Annotated in this window: 21 protein-coding genes; 6 read left to right on the top strand and 15 right to left on the bottom strand. The window is 37.3% G+C overall.

Annotation, left to right across the window (positions count from 1 at the left end; genetic code table 11):
- Positions 1-552: 552 nt before the first annotated feature.
- The 7 genes from HDC90_RS03500 to HDC90_RS03470 all read right to left on the bottom strand — a co-directional run bounded on the left by HDC90_RS03500 (position 553) and on the right by HDC90_RS03470 (position 9,181).
- Entirely contained in the window at positions 553-1,629 is a 1,077-nt protein-coding gene (locus HDC90_RS03500) for a phosphotransferase enzyme family protein (protein WP_184463938.1), read from the bottom strand.
- Positions 1,620-2,519 carry a sugar phosphate nucleotidyltransferase gene (locus HDC90_RS03495; RefSeq protein WP_184463936.1) on the bottom strand — a complete coding sequence of 300 codons (900 nt, stop codon included), beginning with the start codon at positions 2,517-2,519 and terminating at the stop codon, positions 1,620-1,622. Before HDC90_RS03495 ends, HDC90_RS03500 begins: the two co-directional genes overlap by 10 nt.
- 122 nt (positions 2,520-2,641) lie before the next feature.
- On the bottom strand, positions 2,642-4,216 hold the full coding sequence (locus HDC90_RS03490; protein ID WP_184463934.1) for a helicase HerA-like domain-containing protein: 1,575 nt from the start codon (positions 4,214-4,216) through the stop codon (positions 2,642-2,644).
- A 94-nt stretch (positions 4,217-4,310) separates the two neighbouring features.
- The gene (locus HDC90_RS03485) at positions 4,311-4,616 is read right to left on the bottom strand and encodes a chaperone modulator CbpM (protein ID WP_184463932.1); all 306 of its coding nucleotides are present in this window, start codon (positions 4,614-4,616) and stop codon (positions 4,311-4,313) included.
- Between the two features lie 5 nt (positions 4,617-4,621).
- Positions 4,622-5,518 carry a DnaJ C-terminal domain-containing protein gene (locus HDC90_RS03480; protein ID WP_184463930.1) on the bottom strand — a complete coding sequence of 299 codons (897 nt, stop codon included), beginning with the start codon at positions 5,516-5,518 and terminating at the stop codon, positions 4,622-4,624.
- 323 nt (positions 5,519-5,841) lie between these two features.
- Positions 5,842-8,259 carry a S9 family peptidase gene (locus tag HDC90_RS03475; protein WP_184463928.1) on the bottom strand — a complete coding sequence of 806 codons (2,418 nt, stop codon included), beginning with the start codon at positions 8,257-8,259 and terminating at the stop codon, positions 5,842-5,844.
- A 505-nt stretch (positions 8,260-8,764) separates the two neighbouring features.
- A complete protein-coding gene (locus HDC90_RS03470; protein WP_184463926.1) occupies positions 8,765-9,181 on the bottom strand; it encodes a DUF1801 domain-containing protein in 417 nt (138 codons plus the stop codon).
- 273 nt (positions 9,182-9,454) lie between these two features.
- On the opposite strand from HDC90_RS03470, the gene HDC90_RS03465 reads away from it, so the two are divergent.
- From HDC90_RS03465 to xth, 6 genes are all read left to right on the top strand, one after another.
- Positions 9,455-9,880 (top strand): helix-turn-helix domain-containing protein, encoded by a 426-nt coding sequence (locus HDC90_RS03465; protein ID WP_184463924.1) that lies wholly within the window; start codon positions 9,455-9,457, stop codon positions 9,878-9,880.
- A gap of 433 nt (positions 9,881-10,313) precedes the next feature.
- Complete coding sequence (locus tag HDC90_RS03460) at positions 10,314-11,393, top strand: PAS domain-containing sensor histidine kinase (protein WP_184463921.1); 1,080 nt, start codon at positions 10,314-10,316, stop codon at positions 11,391-11,393.
- Positions 11,394-11,433: 40 nt separating this feature from the next.
- Positions 11,434-12,084: a response regulator transcription factor gene (locus tag HDC90_RS03455; RefSeq protein WP_184463919.1), complete on the top strand. Its 651-nt coding sequence runs from the start codon at positions 11,434-11,436 to the stop codon at positions 12,082-12,084.
- A 125-nt stretch (positions 12,085-12,209) separates the two neighbouring features.
- Complete coding sequence (locus tag HDC90_RS03450) at positions 12,210-12,728, top strand: RNA polymerase sigma factor (RefSeq protein WP_184463917.1); 519 nt, start codon at positions 12,210-12,212, stop codon at positions 12,726-12,728.
- Positions 12,729-12,806: 78 nt separating this feature from the next.
- The gene (locus tag HDC90_RS03445) at positions 12,807-13,175 is read left to right on the top strand and encodes a response regulator transcription factor (protein ID WP_184463915.1); all 369 of its coding nucleotides are present in this window, start codon (positions 12,807-12,809) and stop codon (positions 13,173-13,175) included.
- Between the two features lie 450 nt (positions 13,176-13,625).
- Positions 13,626-14,402, top strand: coding sequence for an exodeoxyribonuclease III (xth, locus tag HDC90_RS03440; protein ID WP_184463912.1), 777 nt, complete (start codon positions 13,626-13,628; stop codon positions 14,400-14,402).
- 11 nt (positions 14,403-14,413) lie between these two features.
- On the opposite strand, the gene HDC90_RS03435 is transcribed toward xth, so the two are convergent.
- The 8 genes from HDC90_RS03435 to HDC90_RS03400 all read right to left on the bottom strand — a co-directional run bounded on the left by HDC90_RS03435 (position 14,414) and on the right by HDC90_RS03400 (position 21,058).
- The gene (locus HDC90_RS03435; protein ID WP_184463910.1) at positions 14,414-14,815 is read right to left on the bottom strand and encodes a PAS domain-containing protein; all 402 of its coding nucleotides are present in this window, start codon (positions 14,813-14,815) and stop codon (positions 14,414-14,416) included.
- Between the two features lie 179 nt (positions 14,816-14,994).
- Positions 14,995-15,684 (bottom strand): 2,3-diphosphoglycerate-dependent phosphoglycerate mutase, encoded by a 690-nt coding sequence (gpmA, locus tag HDC90_RS03430; RefSeq protein ID WP_184463908.1) that lies wholly within the window; start codon positions 15,682-15,684, stop codon positions 14,995-14,997.
- A 57-nt stretch (positions 15,685-15,741) separates the two neighbouring features.
- Positions 15,742-16,026 carry a hypothetical protein gene (locus HDC90_RS03425; RefSeq protein WP_184463906.1) on the bottom strand — a complete coding sequence of 95 codons (285 nt, stop codon included), beginning with the start codon at positions 16,024-16,026 and terminating at the stop codon, positions 15,742-15,744.
- A complete protein-coding gene (locus HDC90_RS03420; RefSeq protein ID WP_184463904.1) occupies positions 16,026-17,141 on the bottom strand; it encodes a M42 family metallopeptidase in 1,116 nt (371 codons plus the stop codon). Before HDC90_RS03420 ends, HDC90_RS03425 begins: the two co-directional genes overlap by 1 nt.
- Before the next feature lie 91 nt (positions 17,142-17,232).
- The gene (locus HDC90_RS03415) at positions 17,233-17,640 is read right to left on the bottom strand and encodes a GNAT family N-acetyltransferase (protein WP_221451782.1); all 408 of its coding nucleotides are present in this window, start codon (positions 17,638-17,640) and stop codon (positions 17,233-17,235) included.
- A 2-nt stretch (positions 17,641-17,642) separates the two neighbouring features.
- The gene (locus tag HDC90_RS03410) at positions 17,643-18,236 is read right to left on the bottom strand and encodes a hypothetical protein (RefSeq protein WP_184463902.1); all 594 of its coding nucleotides are present in this window, start codon (positions 18,234-18,236) and stop codon (positions 17,643-17,645) included.
- A 17-nt stretch (positions 18,237-18,253) separates the two neighbouring features.
- Entirely contained in the window at positions 18,254-19,426 is a 1,173-nt protein-coding gene (locus HDC90_RS03405) for an MFS transporter (RefSeq protein WP_255497464.1), read from the bottom strand.
- Between the two features lie 90 nt (positions 19,427-19,516).
- Positions 19,517-21,058 carry an acyl-CoA carboxylase subunit beta gene (locus tag HDC90_RS03400; RefSeq protein WP_184463900.1) on the bottom strand — a complete coding sequence of 514 codons (1,542 nt, stop codon included), beginning with the start codon at positions 21,056-21,058 and terminating at the stop codon, positions 19,517-19,519.
- Positions 21,059-21,446: the final 388 nt, after the last annotated feature.

Below are 21,446 nucleotides of genomic sequence, written 5' to 3'. Positions count from 1 at the left end.
TTTGCGTTAAGAGGCTGTATCACAAGTAGTAATTCTACCTCTAGTTTGTCATGTTGAGCCTGTCGAAACGCCTTTAAAACATTTAAAAGAGCTCTTTCTACAAGCTCAGGATAACAATCTTATACTTATGATACAGTTCTTGAAATGATTTTTTTTGTTTTTTGAAAACGGACGGTTCTGTACTTTTCGGGAACTATAGTTCCATCATTTGCTACAATCTTTTTAAGCAATAACTGTGATGCTGAGGTACGAAACATCTTTTCTAACCGTCGCTGTTACTTTGTATTAAAGTCAATGCTTTTAAAAAGTATTTTCGCTGCTGTTTATGGAGGAGGGCTTGTGTTTTACGGATGGGTTTTAATATAGGTCGTCATTTCGAGCAGAGTGAAGCGTAGTCGAGAAATCTATCGGGATAGATCTCTCCATTCCACTGCGTTTCAGTTGAGATGACGCCTCTTTTTATTAAACTATCAATAGTAGCAGAGTGCAAACTAGCTTGGACCTCTGAAATAAATCCGATAACTATTGGACCAGGATGATGAATGATAAAATCTAAACCAAATGCTCTTCAATAACATCCTGTAATTCTTTTTCGTTTACCGATATTTCATGCAATAGCTTAAATTGATTCTTGGTCCGATCTAAATTTTGCGTGGGGTAATTTGTAGGATAATAATTATTGCCACTTAAAAAATCGGTTAAAAAACGTAGTGCCTGCATATAAATCATATACTTACCAGAAAATAGAATAAGCTCTTTTTCTGTTTCTGTCAAAATACTTTTCATTTCTGATAAATAACCTTTTATCATCGCTTCGAAGTAAGGCAAGCGTATTTTTATCTTATCAAGATCGGTCTCATTTTCTGAAAAGGCACATAGATAAGTACGCATCATATCACCTAGATCGGAAATAAACTTGCCAGGCATAACGGTGTCCAGATCTATTACGCAAATCCCTTCGTAGGTTTCATCATCCAGCAACACATTACTGATCTTGGTGTCGTGGTGCATTACCCGGTCTGGGAAATCTTTTCTGTGTACATAGGAAGTATAATAATCTAGGATATACTTGTGCGCTAAAGCATCTTCAATTTCTGATTTTGCCTGTTCTTTTAATGCTTCTACAGTTTTGTTCAGTGCCAATGTAAACTGTTCATACCTTAAGCCTAAATCGTGAAAGCCCGGAATTGTGGGTTGAAGCGTTTTCGCGTCAAAGTTATCTAACAGCCTGCTCAGTTTCCCAAATTGTTTAGCGGCTTCGTAAGCTTGTTTTGGGTCGGCCAGCACATCTAACGAAATGGTATTGGGCACAAAAGGAAGCATCCGCCAATATTCATTGTGTATATGAGCCATTTCTTCACCATTGGTGGTAGAAACTGGCTTTATGAAAAGATACTCAGGGTAAGCAAAATTAAGATAGTCGGCAATTGCACGAAGATTATTTGCAATGGCTTGTGGTTGTTTAAAAACCGATGTATTAATGTTTTGAAGAATATATTTTTTTTCTTCTGATAGAGGCGAAAGCAAATAAGTACGGTTAATTAAACCCGTACCTATTTGTGTAATTTTTGTGTTTTCTTTAGCGTATCCGTAGGCTTTTAAAACTTCGGAATCTAAATTTAGTCCCATAGTTTTTCTGGATATGTTCCATTTTTAACCAATTGGTCAATACTATCCTGAACATACGGTTTATCTTCTTTATAGGTTACACCGAACCATTTGTTAGCGGTTGGCACTACTTTAAAGCTTGCAATATTACTTTTTACGAGGTTCTCGCCAATTAACGGAATGAAGAATTCTGCCTTAGGTTTATCTTTGTTTGCTTCAGCAAATTCTCTGAACAATTCTTCTGTAATTTTAAAAACCGCTGGTGTAAATCCCCAGAAATTCATTGAAACCGGAGTTTCATAAGCTAAGGGAAATTCTTCGCCATTTTCTTCGTAAAAAATATTACCGTCTTTAGGATAAACTTTTGTACGTTCTACAATCTCTTCAAGATTGCCTGATGCATCTACTTTGCAGACGCCACGCGAAACTGCACCAAATTCTGATAAAGTTTTGCCAACCTCATAACCGATAATGGCATAGTTGCTGTCAGACACCTCTGTAGTTAAAAAATCAACCATTTTTTTAAAGGCATCAAAACCATAGTAATCATCGGCGTTAATTACACAGAATGGTTCTTTAATTACGTTTCTGCCCGAAAGGATTGCGTGTGCTGTACCCCAAGGTTTTTCTCTGTATATTTCTTCTTCTATACCAAATTGTTTTAAGTCGAAATTTTGATAAACATATTCTGTTTCAATTCTTCCCTCAAGTTTAGGCTCGAAAATGGCTTTGAATTCTTTTACAAATTCTTCTTTTATAATAAATACAACTTTGCCAAAGCCAGCATTAATTGCATCATATATTGAATAATCGATAATAGTTTCGCCATTTGGGCCAAAACCATCAATCTGTTTCATACTTCCATAACGGCTTGCCATACCAGCAGCCAATATTAATAGGGTGGGTTTCATCTATTATTTATTATTTTTTGTGGGTGTGAAGACCTCGATGATGGAACTATTAATTCATCATCTTGGTTTCATCTTGCGAAATTAGTTATTTGAGTATTTATTATGTTAATTAATAAGTTTTTTTAAAATCCAAATAAACCACCACCGGTTTTTGAACGTGTTTTCTTTCCTGTAAGCATGCCAAATATACCTCTTACAATTTCTTTACCAATTTGACGGGTTATTGTTGCTCCCATTACCTGTTCAACAAGGCTCTTTTCGCCCGGTTTAGGTTTGCTTTCTTGTTCGGCTTGTTTTTGAGCTTCAGCTGCCTGTTTTTCCTGTTCTGCTGCTGCAATTTGGTCATTAATGCGCTTAGTTAAAATATCATAAGCACTTTCTGGATCGATTGGGTCTTTATATTTGGTATACATTGGGCTGGCGTGAACAAGCTGATCGAAATCTGCTGCTGTAAGCGGCCCCATTACAGCCCTTGGCGGGGTAAGCATGGTAGCAGATACTTCCGTTGGAATACCTTTTTCATTTAATACGGTAACCAATGCCTGACCTGTTCCCAATGAGGTTAATATTTTATCGATCTCATAAAAATCTGATTTCGGATAGGTATTAACTGTTTTTTTCAAAGCATCTACATCATTTGGCGTAAATGCTCTTAATGCGTGCTGCACACGGTTACCAAGCTGTCCTAAAACACTTTCAGGCACGTCGGTAGGTGCCTGGGTACAGAAGAAAACACCAATTCCTTTCGAACGGATTAACCTGATGATCGTTTCGATCTGCTCTAAGAACGCTTTCGAAGAGTTTTTGAACAATAAATGTGCCTCGTCAAAAAAGAAGATTAGTTTTGGCTTATCTAAATCGCCAACCTCAGGCATGGTATTAAATAACTCTGCCAGTAAGCTTAGCAAAAATGTAGAATACAGTACGGGTTGATTTTGAACATCGGCAATGTTTAATAAACTTATGGTTCCTTTGCCATCAACACGTTCGAAAAGATCTTCAATATCAAAAGACTTTTCGCCAAACATACCTGCTAATCCCTGCTGCTCTATGGCTACAATTTTTCTTAATATAGTGCCAGAAGTAGCGGTTGAAATGGTACCATAACTGCTTTTTATTTCGGCTGCACCAGCACCTTCTGATAGATAAGAAACCAGTTTCTTTAAATCATTTAGATCAATAATCGGCATTTTGTTATCATCGGCATATTTGAATATTACTGCCATAACACCTGCCTGGGTATCGTTTAAATCTAACACTTTCGATAAAATTATTGGACCGAACTCCAATACTGTTGCTCGCATCTGGGCACCCATTTTGCCCGAAAGTGAATAAATTTCGACAGGGAAACCGGAAGGAGAAAAAGGTTTGTTGAGCTGTTGTGCTCTTTCTTCTATTTTTGGATTAACAGAACCTGGTTGGTTTAAACCTGATAAATCACCTTTAACATCTAACATAAAAACAGGAACGCTGGCATCTGACAGTTGCTCTGCCAATAATTGAAGGGTGCGTGTTTTACCTGTTCCAGTTGCCCCTGCAATTAAGCCGTGTCTGTTCATCATTTTTAAAGACAAATTAACTTCAGCTTCGCTATAAACCTGACCGTCTAAAATTCCGGCGCCTAAATAAATATATGAGCCCGTAGGGGCATAGGATGATTTTATTTTTTCGATGAATTTTGAAGAAAGATCACTCATTTTTTAAAATTAGATTGCCAATTTAAGAAACAAATCTTAAAAAGGCTGCTTTTTTGTTTCTAGTTTTGACGCAAAAGTATGCACAAACGATTGTTTAATGGTGCTGGTTAAATTGCTTATAATAATTTAGCTCGTTTTGTAGTGCGGTTATTTTTTCCTGCATATTTTGCAATTGATTAAGCAGATGCGAAACAGCATGGATACCTTCTAAGTTGATTTCTAGGTCTTGTGCCAAACGAAGATACTGCTCCAATTTGGTCAATTCATCAACTGGCAAAAAGAGCGATTGTCTTTTAATTATTGTATGGATCAGACCAAAATCCTCCAACGATTGAATAAAGTTAATCTCCACATGGTGATAAGCACATATGTCTTCTACAGGTATTAGATTAGTTCCCATAATGGTTAGAATTTGGAAAGTTTTTCGAATAGTTCTTTTTGTTCGACGTTTAGATTGGTTGGTAATTTTACCTGCCACTTGATATATAAATCGCCAAACTGGTTTTCTTTTTTATAAACAGGAAACCCTTTTCCTTTTAAACGTAAAGTGGCACCGGGCTGCGTACCTTCCGGTACTTTAAGTTTAACCTTGCCGTTTAAGGTTTCAACAATTTTTTCTCCACCTAATACAGCCTTATAAACATCTATTTCTTCCTCTATGTAGATATCGTTTCCTTTACGTTTAAATTTAGAGTCATCTTTAATATTAAATTTGATAAATAAATCTCCAGGAGGTCCATTATTTACGCCAGGGGCACCATAACCGGGCAGTTTAATTTTTTGTCCGTTTTCTACACCTGCCGGGATGGTAATACGTACCTGCTTGCCATTTACCGTAAGCGTTTGTTTGTGGGTAGTATAAGCATCAAGTAAGTTCAGCTGCAAATCGGCATTATAATCCTGACCTTTAAAAGGAGAGTTTCTACTGCTTCTGCCTCCGCCACCAAACATTGAAGAAAAGAAATCAGAAAAATCTTCGCCACCAAAACCTCCTGAGTAGCTGTTGCCTCCACCATAACCGCCACCTTGCGATTCGTATTGCCTTTGCCGCTGTTGCTGGGCATCTAACTGATCGGCATGTTGCCAGTCTTTACCATATTTGTCATATTTCTTCCGTTTCTCAGGATCACTTAAAACCTCATTAGCCTCATTAATTTGCTGAAATTTTTTATTGGCTTCTTCGTTGTTGGGATTAAGATCGGGATGGTGTTTTCGGGCTAATTTTCTATAAGCTTTTTTAATATCCTCAGTTGTTGCATCTTTTTTTAAATCGAGGATTTTATAATAGTCTATGTAGTCCATAATGGCTTAACAAATAAATAAAGGGAATGTTCAATTTAATTGTATAAATGTAGGTTTTATAATGGTGTTTTTCAATCAACTCTAATTGCAAAATAGAATGACCTTTTTTATGATCCTTCAAGCTAATTTCATTAGAACTAATGCGTTGTCAGATGTTGCTTTTTGACTAATTCATAGTTTAAAATAAAGATAATAGCCAGAAAATAAGTGATTTTTATGGTTGCAGAGAAATATCAGCTAGCAAGAGCGTGATAATAGCTCAATGCTTAAACAAAAAAAGTGCCCCAAACTGAGGCACTTTAATCGATGAAGGTAGAGAGAGATTATTTTTTGTTTTTTACATATTTTTCTAACCATTGGTCTTGCTCCCAAAGCATATGCAACAAGTTTTCTTTGCCACGATAGCTGTGTGCTTCGTACGGTAAAAATACAAAACGGGTAGTACCACCGGCTCCTTTAATGGCGTTGAACAAGCGTTCGCTATTAATAGGGAAGGTGCCCGGATTATCGTCTGAATCGCCATGGATTAACAACAGCGGAGTTTTAATTTTATCGGCATAACTGAAAGGACTCATTTCATAATACAACTGAGGTACTTGCCAGTATGTACGTTCTTCATTTTGAAAACCAAAGGGCGTAAGCGTACGGTTATAAGCTCCGCTACGTGCAATACCGGCAGCAAAAAGATTGGTATGGGCCAATAGGTTTGCGGTCATAAATGCGCCATAACTGTGTCCTCCAACGGCCATACGTTTTTTATCACCCACGCCTAAGTCTGCCAGTTTATTAATAGCGGCTTCAGCATTAAGCTGTAATTGATCTACAAAGGTATCGTTAGGTTTTTTACCATCTTTAGCTACAATTGGCATTTCTGCATTATCTAACACAGCATAACCGCGGGTAACCCAGAAAATAGGAGAGGCCCAGCTAATGGTCGTAAATTTATCTTTCGAGCCTCTGATCTGTGCGGCATCAGCTGCAGAGTTAAACTCTCGTGGGTAAGCCCAAATTAATGTAGGTAATGGCCCGTCTTTATCTTTATTATAGCCTTTAGGTAAATAAAGATCGCCTGTTAAATCTACACCATCCGCACGTTTGTAAGAAATTTTCTGTTTGGTAATGCCTTCTAAAGATGGGTATGGATTGGTGAAATTAGTAATCGGTTGATCGGCGATGCGGAGTATCAGGTTTTTAATAAAGTAGTTAGGTACTAATTTTTGACTCTCTTTACGGGTAAGCAAAACCAGTTTATCAGGATTAATTATATCGCTTACATATTCGAAGGTTCCTTCGGCGCTGCGCCAGATAATTTCGTTCTTTTTCGTGCTTAAGTCGAATTTGGCTAAGAAAGGCAAATCTCCTTTTTCAGATGAGCCTACTGTATTATTCATTAACAGTTTAGTGCCATTGTCAACCGTTTTGATTACCTGCCTGCCATATTTGTTTTTTGTAGTAACTGGCACGCCTGGGTTACCGTATGCGTCTGTTTGGTTACGGCTGTACAATTCTTCTACTGCACCCGTTGTAGGGTTGTAACGGCTCACTTTGTTGGTTTGTTTGCTACGTAAACCTTCCATAATCAGGGCAAGGTTGGCATCGCCCCATTGTACACCGCGGTAACGGGTAGTGGTTTTAAATAATTCTTTTTCTGACCCTGTAAAAGGTGCACTTAGTGCATAAACTGCATCATGGAAGGGAACATCTTTTTTAATTAACCCACTGTCTAATGGCTTGCTCCAAATCAGTGTAGCAGGTTCATCATCCCTCCAATTGAAACCACGTGCTACATTTTGCGTATTATCATAACCAGATGGGGTACCCTCTGATGAAGGTAACTCGGCAATAACTTTAATGGTTTTACCGGTTAAATCGATAATGCTTACCGTGGATGGAAAACCGTTTGCCGTAACCAGATAAGAAAAAGGCTTGCGTATGGTTTCGATCATCAGGTAATTTTTATCAGGTGATAAACTTACTGAACCATAAATAGCCGGTTTACCAATAGCTGTTTCTATACCGGCTGTGTTTTTTACCAATTGCGAGGTTGCAAAAAACTCAAACAACTGTTCATCAAATGGTGATTTAATTAGATCTTGAAAAGTGGCACTAGGTGCAGCTTTACCTAAGTTTTGCTGAATAGTAGGCCCTTTAGGCATTAATGGTTTTGTAGGTGCGGCACTTGCTGGTTTAGTTACCGTGCGGTAAATAATAGTATTATCATTTAACCAGGTAAGGCCACTACCTAAAACCACATTTAAAAAAGCCTTGTTGGTTTTAACTGCTTTTTTTGTAGCCAGATCAATGATATAAAGATCTACTCCTTTCTGCGTAGTATGAGTAAAGGCAATTTTGTTTTCTGATGGGTTCCAACTGATATTGCTGGCGTATAAGGGTGTTGGTAATCCTGCAACCTGAAACGTTTGGTTGGATTTGATGTTTTTTAAACTAAAGTTGTTAATGTAGGTTTGTCTGCTAGGCGAGTAATTATTAGGATTTAACCTTAAGCCTGCAATTCTATATTCGGGCATAGCCAGCTCTTCTACCGAAGGATAGGAATTGCGCTCACTAAATAAGATCCATTCTGCTTTGCCATCTATACTTACACCGGGGGTTGGTTTTGCAAGTAGTAAATCGGCAATTTCTTTTGGCGGTGTTTGATAGCTTATTGCATCTTGTGCGGCCGAATGAAGCGAAATACAAGCGCCTGCTATCAATAAATAAAAGTGTAGTTTTTTAATCATTTCCGGTTTTTTGTTAGAAATAAGGAATAATCAAATATTGTAAAATTTAAATTATTGCTGCGTAACTTCTTAGTGAGGCATTTATTTCTGTTATTCTGAATGCAATGAAAAATCTTTTGTTGATTTATCTATCCAGGCTTCGACTCCGCTACCATTGACAGATCTTATAGAAAAATCGTCATTTCGACTGAAGCCAGCCGTTTTTTTTCGGCAGCGAAATGGAGAAATCTATAGAGACAGATTTCTCGACTGCGTTGCACTCCGCTCGAAATGACGACCCTGGAGAGGGCTGTCATCCATATTGATTTTTATATCATAAATTATCCCTCAGACTGACAAACCGTCGTGATTTAATCGCAATAGTTGTAAGATTAACCATAAAGCTTTGTGCGTGAAAAATTTATAGCTTGTACCACATAAAAAACAGAGATATGGTGTCGACTATATAGAACCTTATAATATTTGTAATATAACCTTCAGACTCCTGCTTCCTCACTATTCGGCCCTATGGATACAAACTACTAATCCTTGCGACAGAATTTGTAACCATTTCTCTTAATACCTCTACATCGATATCGCTCATTTTTTTTACATAAATACAGGCTTTGGCGGTTTTATGTTTACCGAATTTGGCCAGCAATTCATCGCGGTTTTTAAACTGGGAAGAGAGATAAAGTGCAATGGCCTCTTTACGTGGCGAGAAACCGACAAGGGGAGCATCACCTTCTCGGCCGCTTTCATATTTGTAATGGTAACTTCCAAAACCAATAATGGCATTTCCCCACATTTTAGCTTTAAAGCCTGTGGTTTGGCTCAGAATGTCCGACAGATTAAAACAATCGGCCCTTTTATTTTCTTCGGGAATGGTATTTAGAAAGGCTAGAACTCTTAAATCGTTTTCTGTAGTTTTATTCTGTGCCATATCTTTTTTATTATGAATATAGAAGTTTAATAAAATAATTTCAATTTTGGTGACATTTGTATTTAAAGTGATACGTTATTTCTTAAAAAAAATAAGGCTAAAATAGCCTGTTTTCGAGGTTGTTTACAATAATTCGTTAATGTATCTTGACATATGTCAAAAAAGTAGGCGTTTTTACACAACCTTTTACACTTATTCTTACATTTGAAATGTCAATCGTCCCCGATAGCTGATTTAATTATTTTTTTCATTTTTTAAAAATTAATTATCTCAATGACAACACAACAACTAAAACAAGGAGAAATTCTTGAGCGCTTAGTGCGCAGAGATCGCATGGGCATCAGTGAGCTTTCGAGGAAGCTTCATGTAAGCCGCAGAACAATTTACAACTGGTTTGGTCAAGATAGAATTGGGCATGAAGTAATTTGGCAGATAGGCAAGTTATTAGGTCAGGATCTTTCTTCGGCATTTCCGGAAGCTTTCCCTAAGTATAACCCCGAATCCGTCAATCAAACTGCAGATCCTGGTAAGCAAATTGGTTCGGATAATAATTCTGTATATTTCTGGATGAATAAATATATTCATCTGTTAGAAAAATACAACGACCTTCTAATTACAGAAGAGCATCAAGAGCTCGATCCAATTAATAAGGAATTTCCACTCAGAAATAAAAAAACTGAAACATTTTTATATCAATAAACCTAATTTTTAACTAAAATAAATACGATAAATCATCCCGTTAGATTTTTCTATACCCATTAAATTGGTTATTTGTTTTTAAAATAACCCGTATAACAAAATAGCCACCTGTGCGATGGCTATTGGTAAGAGGGATACTGTCCTCTCTATGGTGTGCCTGCCCTCCGCGGATCTCCCGCTCACAGGACTTTTTTATCTTTCTTTTATGCTTAACAATTTAGGCAATAGTTGGTTTTTATTCGCAAAATAATTTTGCACATCGTGTGGAAAATGTTAATATCTCTGAAAGTAGATTAGCAGCTATCCACATGCCCGTATGCTAAATAGTTAAATGCATTTTTTGTATAAAACTTTTTAACTCCTATACTGTTTGAGATCTGACTCCTGATTCATTATTTATATCGTTTAATGGCAAATTATCAAACATTAGGTTATGGTCGAATTGAATAAAGAACTTTTTTGTAATCTTGGCGACCGTTCTGTTGATGGTTATTTTATTTTTAACTACACGGCGCAAAATTTCTCGTACCTCAATAAATCTATCAGTAATATCTGGGAACTCGGCCTAGATGAAATTATGGCCAATCCACGGCTACTGACAGAGCAGGTACACACTGAAGATTTGACACATGTAATATCCTGTTACCAAGAATGTGTTGAAGAAGATAGTACGGAGAAAAAATATGAATTCCGTTTGCTCTTTGCTGATAGAGAGAAATATGTGCGGGTAATTGTTTTTGTAGTTGCAGATGGCGAAATAAAGTATTTAGTAGGTACGGTAGAAGATACTACAGTAATGCGCCATAATAAAATCCATATCGAACAAATAAACGCCCGGAAAAACATAACCTTAGAGGTATTGGCGCATGATTTAAAAGAACCACTTGGCATGATGAAATTAACAGCTTCATCGATGGAAGATGGTATAGCACTAACAGGCGATGAACAAATGATGAATTCATTAGCCTTTATTAAGGAGATGTGCGAACGTAATCTGCTTCTGGTGCGCAGCATGATTAACCGCGAGTTCTTAAAATCATCAATCATAGAAATTGGCAAGGAGCGAGCCGATTTGGTTTGGGAGCTTAGAGATGTGGTTCGTTTTTATAAACGATCGAAGCTAGGTAAAATGAAGAACATTAAATTTACAAGCTCTGCTGAATATATTTATCTGCACCTTGATAGTATGAAGTTTTTGCAGGTTATAAATAACCTGATCTCAAACGCTATAAAATTTACTGCCGATTATGGAAATATTACTTTACATGCCGAAGAATATGAAAGTACCGTTTTAATTACAGTGGCTGATAATGGGATCGGAATCCCGGATGAGCTACAAGCGGGGCTTTTTAACCATTTGCCCGAAACCTTAAGGCCAGGTCTTAAGGGGGAAGAATCGGGAGGGTTTGGTATGGGCATAATCAAAGCTATTGTTGACTTACATCGGGGAAAAATCTGGTTTAAGAGCAAAATCGGTGTTGGAACTACCTTCTATATTGAGCTACCTAAGTAGCCGTTTTTAATTTTAAAATGGCGTAAGTTATATTTGAATTATGATTAACATTATTCTTGCCGACGATCACCACATTATACGGAGCTCACTTAAAGCACTTATAGAAAAACACGAAGGCATCAAAGTTGTTGCAGAAGTATCAGACGGTTTAGCGGTTTTGGAACTTCTGGAAAAAGGAGTAAAAGCTGATATCATTTTATCAGATATTGTAATGCCAAGACTTGATGGGGTAGCTTTAGCCAGCACTATTAAAGAGCGTGGATACACCACAAAGGTAGTTGTTTTATCTATTTTAGATGATGAAAAGTATGCGTCAAATTCCTTTATATCAGGAGCTTTTGCTTACTTGTCGAAGGATATTGAAGAAGATGAATTGCTGTTTTGCTTAAAACATGTAATGAAGGGAAAACGGTACCTTTCTTCTAATTTATGCATTTCCATTTTAGAGCGTTTTAATACGCAGTTGAATATGCTTTCAAGAAAAATGAATACCGAAATTAACTTTTCGGAGCGCGAAATTAACGTGTTAAAACTTATCGCTGATGGGTTGACGAATCAAGAAATAGCTGATAAATTGTACTTAAGCAGGCGAACGGTAGAGAGCCAAAGAGAAGCTTTAATTAGCAAAACCGGCACAAAAAACTCTGCATCTTTAGTTCGTTTTGCCATGCGAAATGGTTATGTAAGCTAGTATTTTGGGTCGTTTTATGGTGCTTTTTAGGGCGTTTTAAATAAACCGTAAAAAATCGCGTATTTCTACAAATAACATTGGGCGCTGCTACTTGTTGAATATATACATTAGCCCTAAAACGAATCATGGATACATTAAATTTTAATTGCGACATATACCAATACAGACAACCACTTTTCGATCGTGCATTAGCATATACGCGTGATGAGGACGATGCAGCCGATTTAGTTCAAGATACCTTTATGAAGGCGTTTAGGTTTTCTGCTAATTTTGAAATGGGAAGCAATGTGCGTGCCTGGCTTTTTACCATCCTAAAAAATACCTTTCTTAATCATTACTATAAAGTAAAGCGCAAAAATGAAATAATCCAGCAGGAAGAAGATTTAACATCTGTCCAACTGGTTTCAAGTGCATCTTCGAATGGCGGTGCTGCTAAGTTTATGATGGAGGACATCCAAAAATCATTAAATGCTTTACCAGAAGATTGCCGTTTTTGCTTTTGCCGTTACTTTGAAGGTTATAAATATCATGAAATTGCTGCCGAGCTCGATATCCCGCTAGGTACCGTAAAAACCAAAATACACGTAGCAAGAGGTCTTCTGAAAAAGATGCTTAAAAATTATAAATCTGGTTTGGCTGCCTAACATTGTTATCATTTATTCGGTAAATTCAGGTATAAATACCTCATCTGGGCTAATTAACTTTAATTAGATTTGCTGCAAATGAGCAATACGCTAGTTAAGAAAATTCTTGTGGTTGATGATGATGAGAATATTCCTGACATCATAAGCTTAATTTTTGAGGAAGAACATTATCAAATAAAAGGTGTTTTTGATGCCTGCGATTTAGAAGCAACAATAGCTAATTTTCTGCCAGATATTATTTTATTGGATATACTTATTGGTAAGTATGATGGTCGAGATATTTGCAATAAATTGAAGCATAATCCTAAAACAGCATACTTGCCTGTTATATTGCTTTCGGCCATGAACATGGATAATTTAGGCTGCTCCCCTAATGATACCATCGAAAAACCTTTCGATATTATAGAACTCCAACAGAAAGTGAAGGCATTGCTGAATAAATCTTAAAGCTTGTTTGAACAAAAAAGGGATAGACTAGCAGCCTATCCCTATATCTAAACTCAAACATGCGCTCAAACATGAATGAATCTCCAAAATTAAACATTTTAGTTTGTTATTAGTTTTAAAAATTGTGGAAATGATTGTTATAAGTACATTTTCGCCATTTTTAATTTACCACGTGAAATACTTAGTTTCATTTTTGAGTTTTATTGCTGAGATTTATAAAATGAAACGGTCATGATTTTCAAAAATCTTATTGCAGATAATTATGATGAGGCTATATCATAAGGTGTAATTTCACTTCTGATTTGTCACATTGAGCCAGTCGAAACGCCTTTAAGACAAATTAAAAGAGGTCTTTCGACAAGTGCTCCGTAGGAGTCCTTTGGATAGGGTGACAATTTATATTGATGATACAGCTTCGGGGCTTCATTACCTAAAAACATATTGATACAGATGAAAATAGCAACATATAATGTAAATGGAATAAACGGGCGCTTACCTGTTCTGTTGCGCTGGCTGGAAGAAACCCAACCCGATGTAGTGTGTTTACAAGAATTAAAAGCACCACAGGAAAAATTTCCTGAGCAGGCTATTAAAGATGTTGGTTATAATGCCATATGGCATGGACAGAAAAGTTGGAATGGCGTTGCTATATTAGCTCGAAATCTGGAAATAAAGGAGTTAAAGAGAAATCTGGATGGTGATCCGGAAGATCTGCATAGCCGGTACATCGAGACAATGGTTAATAATGTGATCATTGGTTGCCTTTACCTTCCGAATGGCAACCCGGCGCCAGGTCCTAAATTTGAGTATAAGTTACGATGGTTTAAACGTTTTACAGCCCATGCTGCAAAACTATTGGAATATAATTTACCAGTAGTTTTATGTGGCGATTATAATGTAATACCTACTGAGCTGGATGCTTATAAACCAGAACGTTGGGTTGAGGATGCTTTATTTCGTCCGGAAACCCGCCTGGCATTTCAAAATTTAATGGCGCAAGGTTGGACAGATGCAATCAGAAAATTATATCCAACTGAAACGATATATACTTTTTGGGATTATTTCAGAAATGCTTATGGTAGAGATGCCGGATTAAGAATTGATCATTTTTTATTAAGTCCTCAGGTTAGTGATCGCTTAATATCTGCGGGAGTAGATAAGCAAGTAAGGGGCTGGGAAAAAACAAGCGATCACGGTCCGGTATGGATTGAACTAAGCGAGGTATAAACGATAATGGTTTATTCTTTTAAATCGGTTACATCTAAAATTGTTCCGATTAATTTTAAGCTTTCGCCATCCTGTTGAGATAGTATTCCATCGGCTTTAATCCATCTAACTTTTCCGTCAGGCCGACAAATTCTATATACCGAGTGGTAACTGTTTTTTTCTCTCGAAACCGTAAGTTCGATTTCATCCTGAACATGATCTAGATCTTCTGGTAAGATTAAACCTAAAACGGTTTCATAAGTTAAAACCTGATCTGGATGGCAACCTAAGGTTTTTTTAAATGACCGGGTTGAGCGGAGTATGCCCGTTGCTATACTCAACTCCCAAAAACCAAGACCAAGATGGTCGAATACCACATCCCAATGACCATCGCAAATAATGGATAGATCAATATTTTTTTTATTTGTACTCATAAATAAAGGATAAACTATTTGGGTAAATTACACAAACAATGTAAAGATATTTTGAATATTAATAAAAATAAAGCTGGTAATCAGATGTTTAAGTTAAAAGGTGAGCGTAATTTTTTTTGAGAATATACTTTGGTTTTATAACAGAGGAAAGTAAAAAGAAGGTTTCGTTTTAAATTACTTTAGCTTAAGTAATAGTGTCTGATTTTTTTGAGATCATCGTCTAGCTCGTAAACCAATGGAATACCTGTGGGTATTTCTAAAGCTGTAACTTCTTCGTTTGACAAATTATCGATGTATTTTATCAGCGCTCTTAAACTATTTCCATGTGCGGATATAATTACTTTTTCATTTCTACTTATAGCTGGAACTATGGATTCGTTCCAATAGGGGAGAACTCTGGCGATGGTATCGCTCAAGTTTTCAGTTAGCGGTAATTCTTCTGGTTTTAAAAGCTGATAGCGAGGGTCGTTTCCCGGAAACCGTTCATCATCTCTTGTAATTCGAGGTGGTTCTTCATCAGGGTCCCTTCTCCATTTATAAACCTGCTCTGTGCCATATTTTTCAGCCGTTTCGGCTTTATTTAAACCTTGTAAGGCTCCATAAAAGCGCTCATTCAAGTGCCAGCTCTTATGTTCGGGAATCCATAAATGATCAAGGCCTTCAAGGATAATATGAAGGGTTTTTATTGCTCTTTTTAATAAAGATGTAAATGCGATATCAAAATTGTAATGATGCTTTTTTAAAATTTCTCCAGCCTTTCTAGCCTCCTGATAGCCATTTTCTGATAAATCAACATCAGTCCAACCTGTAAAACGGTTTTCCTGATTCCAAACACTCTGTCCATGGCGAATGAGTACGATTTTTTTCATTTATTTATCTTTATATGGAAGCTCGGTTTTAAATTAAAAAGGTTTGAAGATAAATCCTCAAACCTCTATATTGTCCCGCTTCTCGTTTATTTTTTTTGCCTTTTCAATCGCCTCTTTTTGAGCTGTTAAATCTTTATAATAGAAATAACCACCAAACCCTAAGATGAGGATGATATTACTGATTTTGAAACTATGATCAAGCCAATAATTAAATGGTGGTACATTACCATTAAAACTTTGTTTAATGTTTGGCCAGGAGTTAAGAATAAAAATAATAACAATCATCAGCAAAACCTTTAAAAAGGTGCTGATGATTATTTTTTGGTAGTTTACTTTTTCCATTATTTAAACGCTCTGAAATCCTGACCGTTGGTAATGTTCAATAAGCTTTCATAAATGAGACTGATTACGTTGTCAACATCCTCTTTGTGTACCATTTCTACAGTAGTATGCATATAGCGTAGCGGTAGCGAAATTAAAGCTGATGGTACGCCACCATTCGAATAGGCAAAAGCATCGGTGTCGGTTCCGGTAGAACGCGAAGATGCCTGGCGTTGAAATGGAATATGGTTTTTCTCAGCCGTTTTAATCAATAATTTATTTAAATTGGTTTGCACAGCTGGGGCATACGAAACCACAGGACCTTTACCTGCCGATAAATCGCCTTGAATGTTTTTATTAATCATTGGCGTAGTGGTATCGTGTGTTACATCGGTAATAATGGCCACATTTGGCTTAATGCGATGGGCAATCATCTCGGCACCGCGTAAACCAATTTCTTCCTGTACAGAGTTTACAATGTATAAGCCAAAAGGAAGTTTTTTCTTGTTCTCTTTTAATAAACGCGCTACTTCGGCAATCATAAAGCCACCCACACGGTTATCTAAGGCACGGCCAACATAGTAACGGTCGTTCAAAACCATAAACTCATCTTCATAGGTAATTACACAGCCTACATGGACACCTAATTTTTCTACTTCTTCTTTTGTAGTACAGCCACAGTCTAAAAAAATATTTTTTAATTCTGGTGCCTGTTCTTTTTCGCCATGGCGGGTATGGATTGCTGGCCAACCGAATACCGCTTTAACCAAGCCCTTCTCCGTATGGATATTTACACGTTTCGAAGGTGCAATTTGATGATCTGAACCCCCATTTCGGATTACATAAATTAAACCATCTGCGGTGATGTAATTTACATACCACGAAATTTCATCGGCATGTGCTTCTATAACTACTTTAAAATCAGCTTTAGGATTAATAACACCTACAGCCGTGCCGTAATTATCGATAAAATGTTCGTCGATATATGGTTTTAAATAATTTAACCAAAGTTTTTGTCCTTCCCATTCATAACCAGTAGGAGCAGGATTGTTGATGTATTCTTCAAGGAACTGCAGCGATTTTTTAGTAACCACAGCAACGTGTTTTTTCTTTTCGTCGTCTTTTTTCTTAGCCATAATATTCGTTCTATAATTATTCGTCATCCTGAACTTGATTCAGGATCTGTTAATAAGATGCTGAAATAAATTCAGCATGACGATTGGTGATTTAAAGTTCTTTTTCCATTACTACAAAATCGTAACCATCTTTAAAAAAGGTTTTATCGGTTTCGTGGAAGCCAAATTTAAAATAAAATTCCTTAGCATTTACACGTGCATTGCACCATAGTTTTGTCGCTTTTTGAATTTTACAAAAATCAAGGATATAGGCCATTAGTTGTGAGCCATAACCTGCTTTTTGAGTACCGGGCAGAATGGCAAGTTTCCGGAATTGATAAACATCTCCATCATGAAATAGCGAAACCACCCCTGTTAACTTATGATCGAGATATAACCCAAAATGGATGCCGTCAAAATCATCCGGAAGCTTTACGCTATCAAAAGGTAATTCTGGATACATAGCCTCATGCCTGATCCGCCAGGTTAAAGAGGGAAATATTTGCTCAATTTGAACCATAATTATAATAAAAAGCTAAAGCCTATTTTTCCACCAATTCCAAAATAGGTATCGATTTTGTTAATTGCAGCTAAAGGGCCTAATGCCAATTCGAAGTTAACTTTTCTGCCAGCATAGGTCTGAAATCCCCATTGCGGCATAATATTGATCTGGGAACCGTACAAAGTGTTACTTTGGGTCGGGATAATTGCTAATACATCAAGACCTACATAACCAGCACTGTTATTTAAGGTTTTCTTACCCTTTTTAATCCTTCGGTTAAAATTGTAATAGTGTCTAAATCCCGCATTTAATGCAGGGTAAACCTTGAAATTTGTTTCTGTGTGGGCACTGAAATTATAATTGTTATCAATTGTAATCTCGGTTTGATAAATAAAAGCACCTTCGGCCCCTGCACCAAAATAAACCGAAGTTGTTTTACCCACTTTTTGCTCTCTTTCGTAACTAAGGCCCAATAAAGTTAGCCTGATTTTGTTTAATGATTTTACTTCATTTGGCTGTTCTACTTTTGTACTGTCTTGCGCTTTTGCTTTACCCAAAATGGCCAGGCAAATAAATAAGATTGAAAGTGTTTTAATTGCGTTTTTAGATTTCATGAAATTTTATTGATTAGTTATTTGTTTTTTCTTCCGTAAAACTGATAAATTAAAATATTAAGGACAATTATACCTGTCATTCCATAGCAGAACAATGTCCATCCACCTTGGTCCCAAAGCCATAAGCCCAAAGCAGAGCCACAACTGGCGCCGATAAAACTTACCGACATAAAAATGGTGTTCAGTCTGTTTCTGGCTTCTGGTATTAAGGTATAAATTCGGGTTTGGTTGGTTACATGTATGGCTTGCTGACCGATGTCTATAAGTACTATGCCGATTACAAATAGAAATAAGTGGCTGCCTGTAAAATAAAACAGGGCAATACTAACGATTTGTAATATAAAACCAATCATTAAGTTTTTGCGTGGATTATTACCATCGCTTAATTTTCCAACCAGTGGTGCTGCCAATGCGCCCGCTGCTCCTGCAATTCCAAATAACCCGATCTGTAAAGTCTGGAAATTAAAAGGCGGGTTAGCTAGAAACAATACCATGGTAGTCCAAAATGCACTAATTATGGCGAAAGCCAGGAAGTTAATAATCGAAGTCTCCCTTAAGGCAGGTTGAGTTTTAATGTAACTGAACATAGAACGCATGAGTTCTTTATAGGTGCCTTTAAAAGCGGGATAGCTCTGTGGAAAACGTTTGGCCATTAAAAAGATCAGCAATCCGCATATTGCTGCTGCGATATAATAAACGGCTCTCCAGCCTAGCCAAAAGCCAATACTGCCACTTACAGCACGTGAGGCTAAAATTCCAACCAGCAAACCACTCATAATCATCCCAATATTAGCCCCGCGATTCTCATCGGTACTTAGGTTAGCCGCTAAGGGTAAAATCAATTGAGGTACGATAGAACAGGTGCCAATTAAAATTGATGCAACTTCCAGTACAAAAAAGGTGTTTGAAAATGCAGCAACCAGTAAGGCAAAGATTGCGAGTCCGGTAATGACGAGGATCTGTTTTTTACGTTCAAACATATCACCCAGTGGCACCAGCAGGAAAAGACCTAAAGCATAACCAATCTGCGTAAGGTAGGTAATCTTTCCGGCATCGGTTTCGGTAAGGTTAAAATCTTTTGCTATTAAGATTACCAAAGGTTGGCAGTAATAAATATTTGCAACAATTAGGCCTGTGCAAAAAGCCATGAGGAGGATATCGGCGCGTGATAATTTCTGAGTAATCTGCATGTGAGTTTTGAGTCGGAAGTCCATAGTCACCAGTCTTAAGACAAGAGTTAATATCCTATTGACTCAGGACTAATGACTACGGACTATTTTCTACAAAGGTATATTTCCATGTTTCTTTCTTGGATTATTCACCACCTTATTTTCCAACATTTTAAACGCTTTTATCAACTTTATACGGGTTTGGGCCGGCTCAATCACCTCATCAACAAAGCCGCGTTCAGCAGCACGATAAGGGTTGGCAAAGATATCTGAATATAATTTTTCTTTCTCCAGCCATTTTTCTTCAGGGTTTTCTGCTGAGGTAATTTCTCTTTTAAAAATAATTTCTGCGGCACCTTTTGCACCCATTACCGCAATTTCTGCACTTGGCCAGGCATAGTTCATATCTGCTCCAATATGTTTGCTGTTCATTACATCATATGCACCACCATAAGCCTTTCGGGTAATTACAGTAATGCGTGGCACAGTAGCCTCGCTAAAAGCGTATAATAATTTTGCACCATTGGTGATAATGCCATTCCACTCCTGGTCTGTACCCGGTAAAAAACCTGGAACATCTTCAAATACCAATAATGGAATATTAAAGCAATCGCAAAAGCGGACAAAACGAGCGGCCTTGGTAGAAGAATTGCTATCTAAAACACCTGCCAAGTAAGCGGGCTGATTGGCTACTATACCGATACTTCTCCCTGCAAGACGGGCAAAACCCACCACAATATTTTCAGCATAAGCGGCATGCACTTCTAAAAAGCTATCAATATCGGCTACGGCAGTAATCACTTCACGTATATCATAAGGCTGTGAAGCATTTTCGGGCATAAAAGTGTTTAGTTCTGGCCGGCTTTCATCGGCTGCCTCGTAAGGTAAATGATCGGCTATCTCCTCACAATTTTGTGGCATATAGCTCAGTAGTTTTTTTACGTGGTTAATGGCTTCAATTTCATTGGCACAGGCGAAATGGGTAACGCCCGATTTTGTAGCATGTGTGCTTGCACCTCCTAATTCTTCTGAAGTTACTTCTTCGTGTGTTACCGTTTTAACCACATTTGGGCCGGTAACAAACATATAAGAAGTATTTTCTACCATTAAAATAAAATCGGTCATGGCTGGCGAATAAACAGCCCCACCTGCGCATGGGCCCATAATGGCCGATAGCTGCGGAATAACACCCGAAGCCTGAACGTTTTTATAAAAAATATCGGCATAACCGCCCAAAGAAACAACACCTTCCTGAATGCGGGCACCACCGCTATCGTTTAGGCCGATAAACGGAGCCCCGTTTTTCATGGCCATATCCATAAGTTTGCAAATTTTCTCTGCATGGGTTTCAGATAGCGAACCTCCAAACACGGTGAAATCTTGAGAGAATACGTAGGTTAACCTGCCATTAATTGTTCCATAGCCCGTTACCACACCATCGCCCAGATATTTTTCGCGTTCCATCCCAAAGTCGGTACTTCGGTGGGTAACCATCATACCAATTTCTTCGAAGCTCCCTTCATCCATTAAAAAATGAATACGCTCTCGGGCTGTAAGTTTACCCTTTTTATGCTGATTATCGATTCGATCCTGTCCGCCGCCAAGGTTTGCCTGGTTGATTTTATCTTTAAGTAGTGCTATTTTTTTGTCCATTGCAATGCTATGAGATTTTAAAATTAAAAATTACTATTGGTAATGCAAGACCGGCGGAATGTTATTTACCCAGGCAGCCCGACCTTTGTTTATAAACCTGACAGTAGCGGCATCCTTTTTGGCTTTTGTTGATTTGAATTAAAGCCAATTTTGCCAAAAAGATTTAGCGGATGGCGGGACTGAACTGACCGATAATGACGGAACCAACTGTTTCCTAAACCTATAAAGAACCCTGTTTTACATCATCGATGCCTGTATTTTACTTAAATTACATTTTTTTTACAGCTTAAAACATTGAAAAACCAATAATCCGTTTATTTTTGTAGCCATAAGAATTAAAACAACATTAGAATTTTAGATGTTTTTAAGGAAATACAAGTATTTAATT

This window comes from Pedobacter sp. AK013 (assembly GCF_014205835.1).
Taxonomy (GTDB): Bacteria; Bacteroidota; Bacteroidia; order Sphingobacteriales; family Sphingobacteriaceae; genus Pedobacter.
Note: the sequence above shows the minus strand (reverse complement) of the source record. Positions and strands in the feature narration are given on the sequence as shown.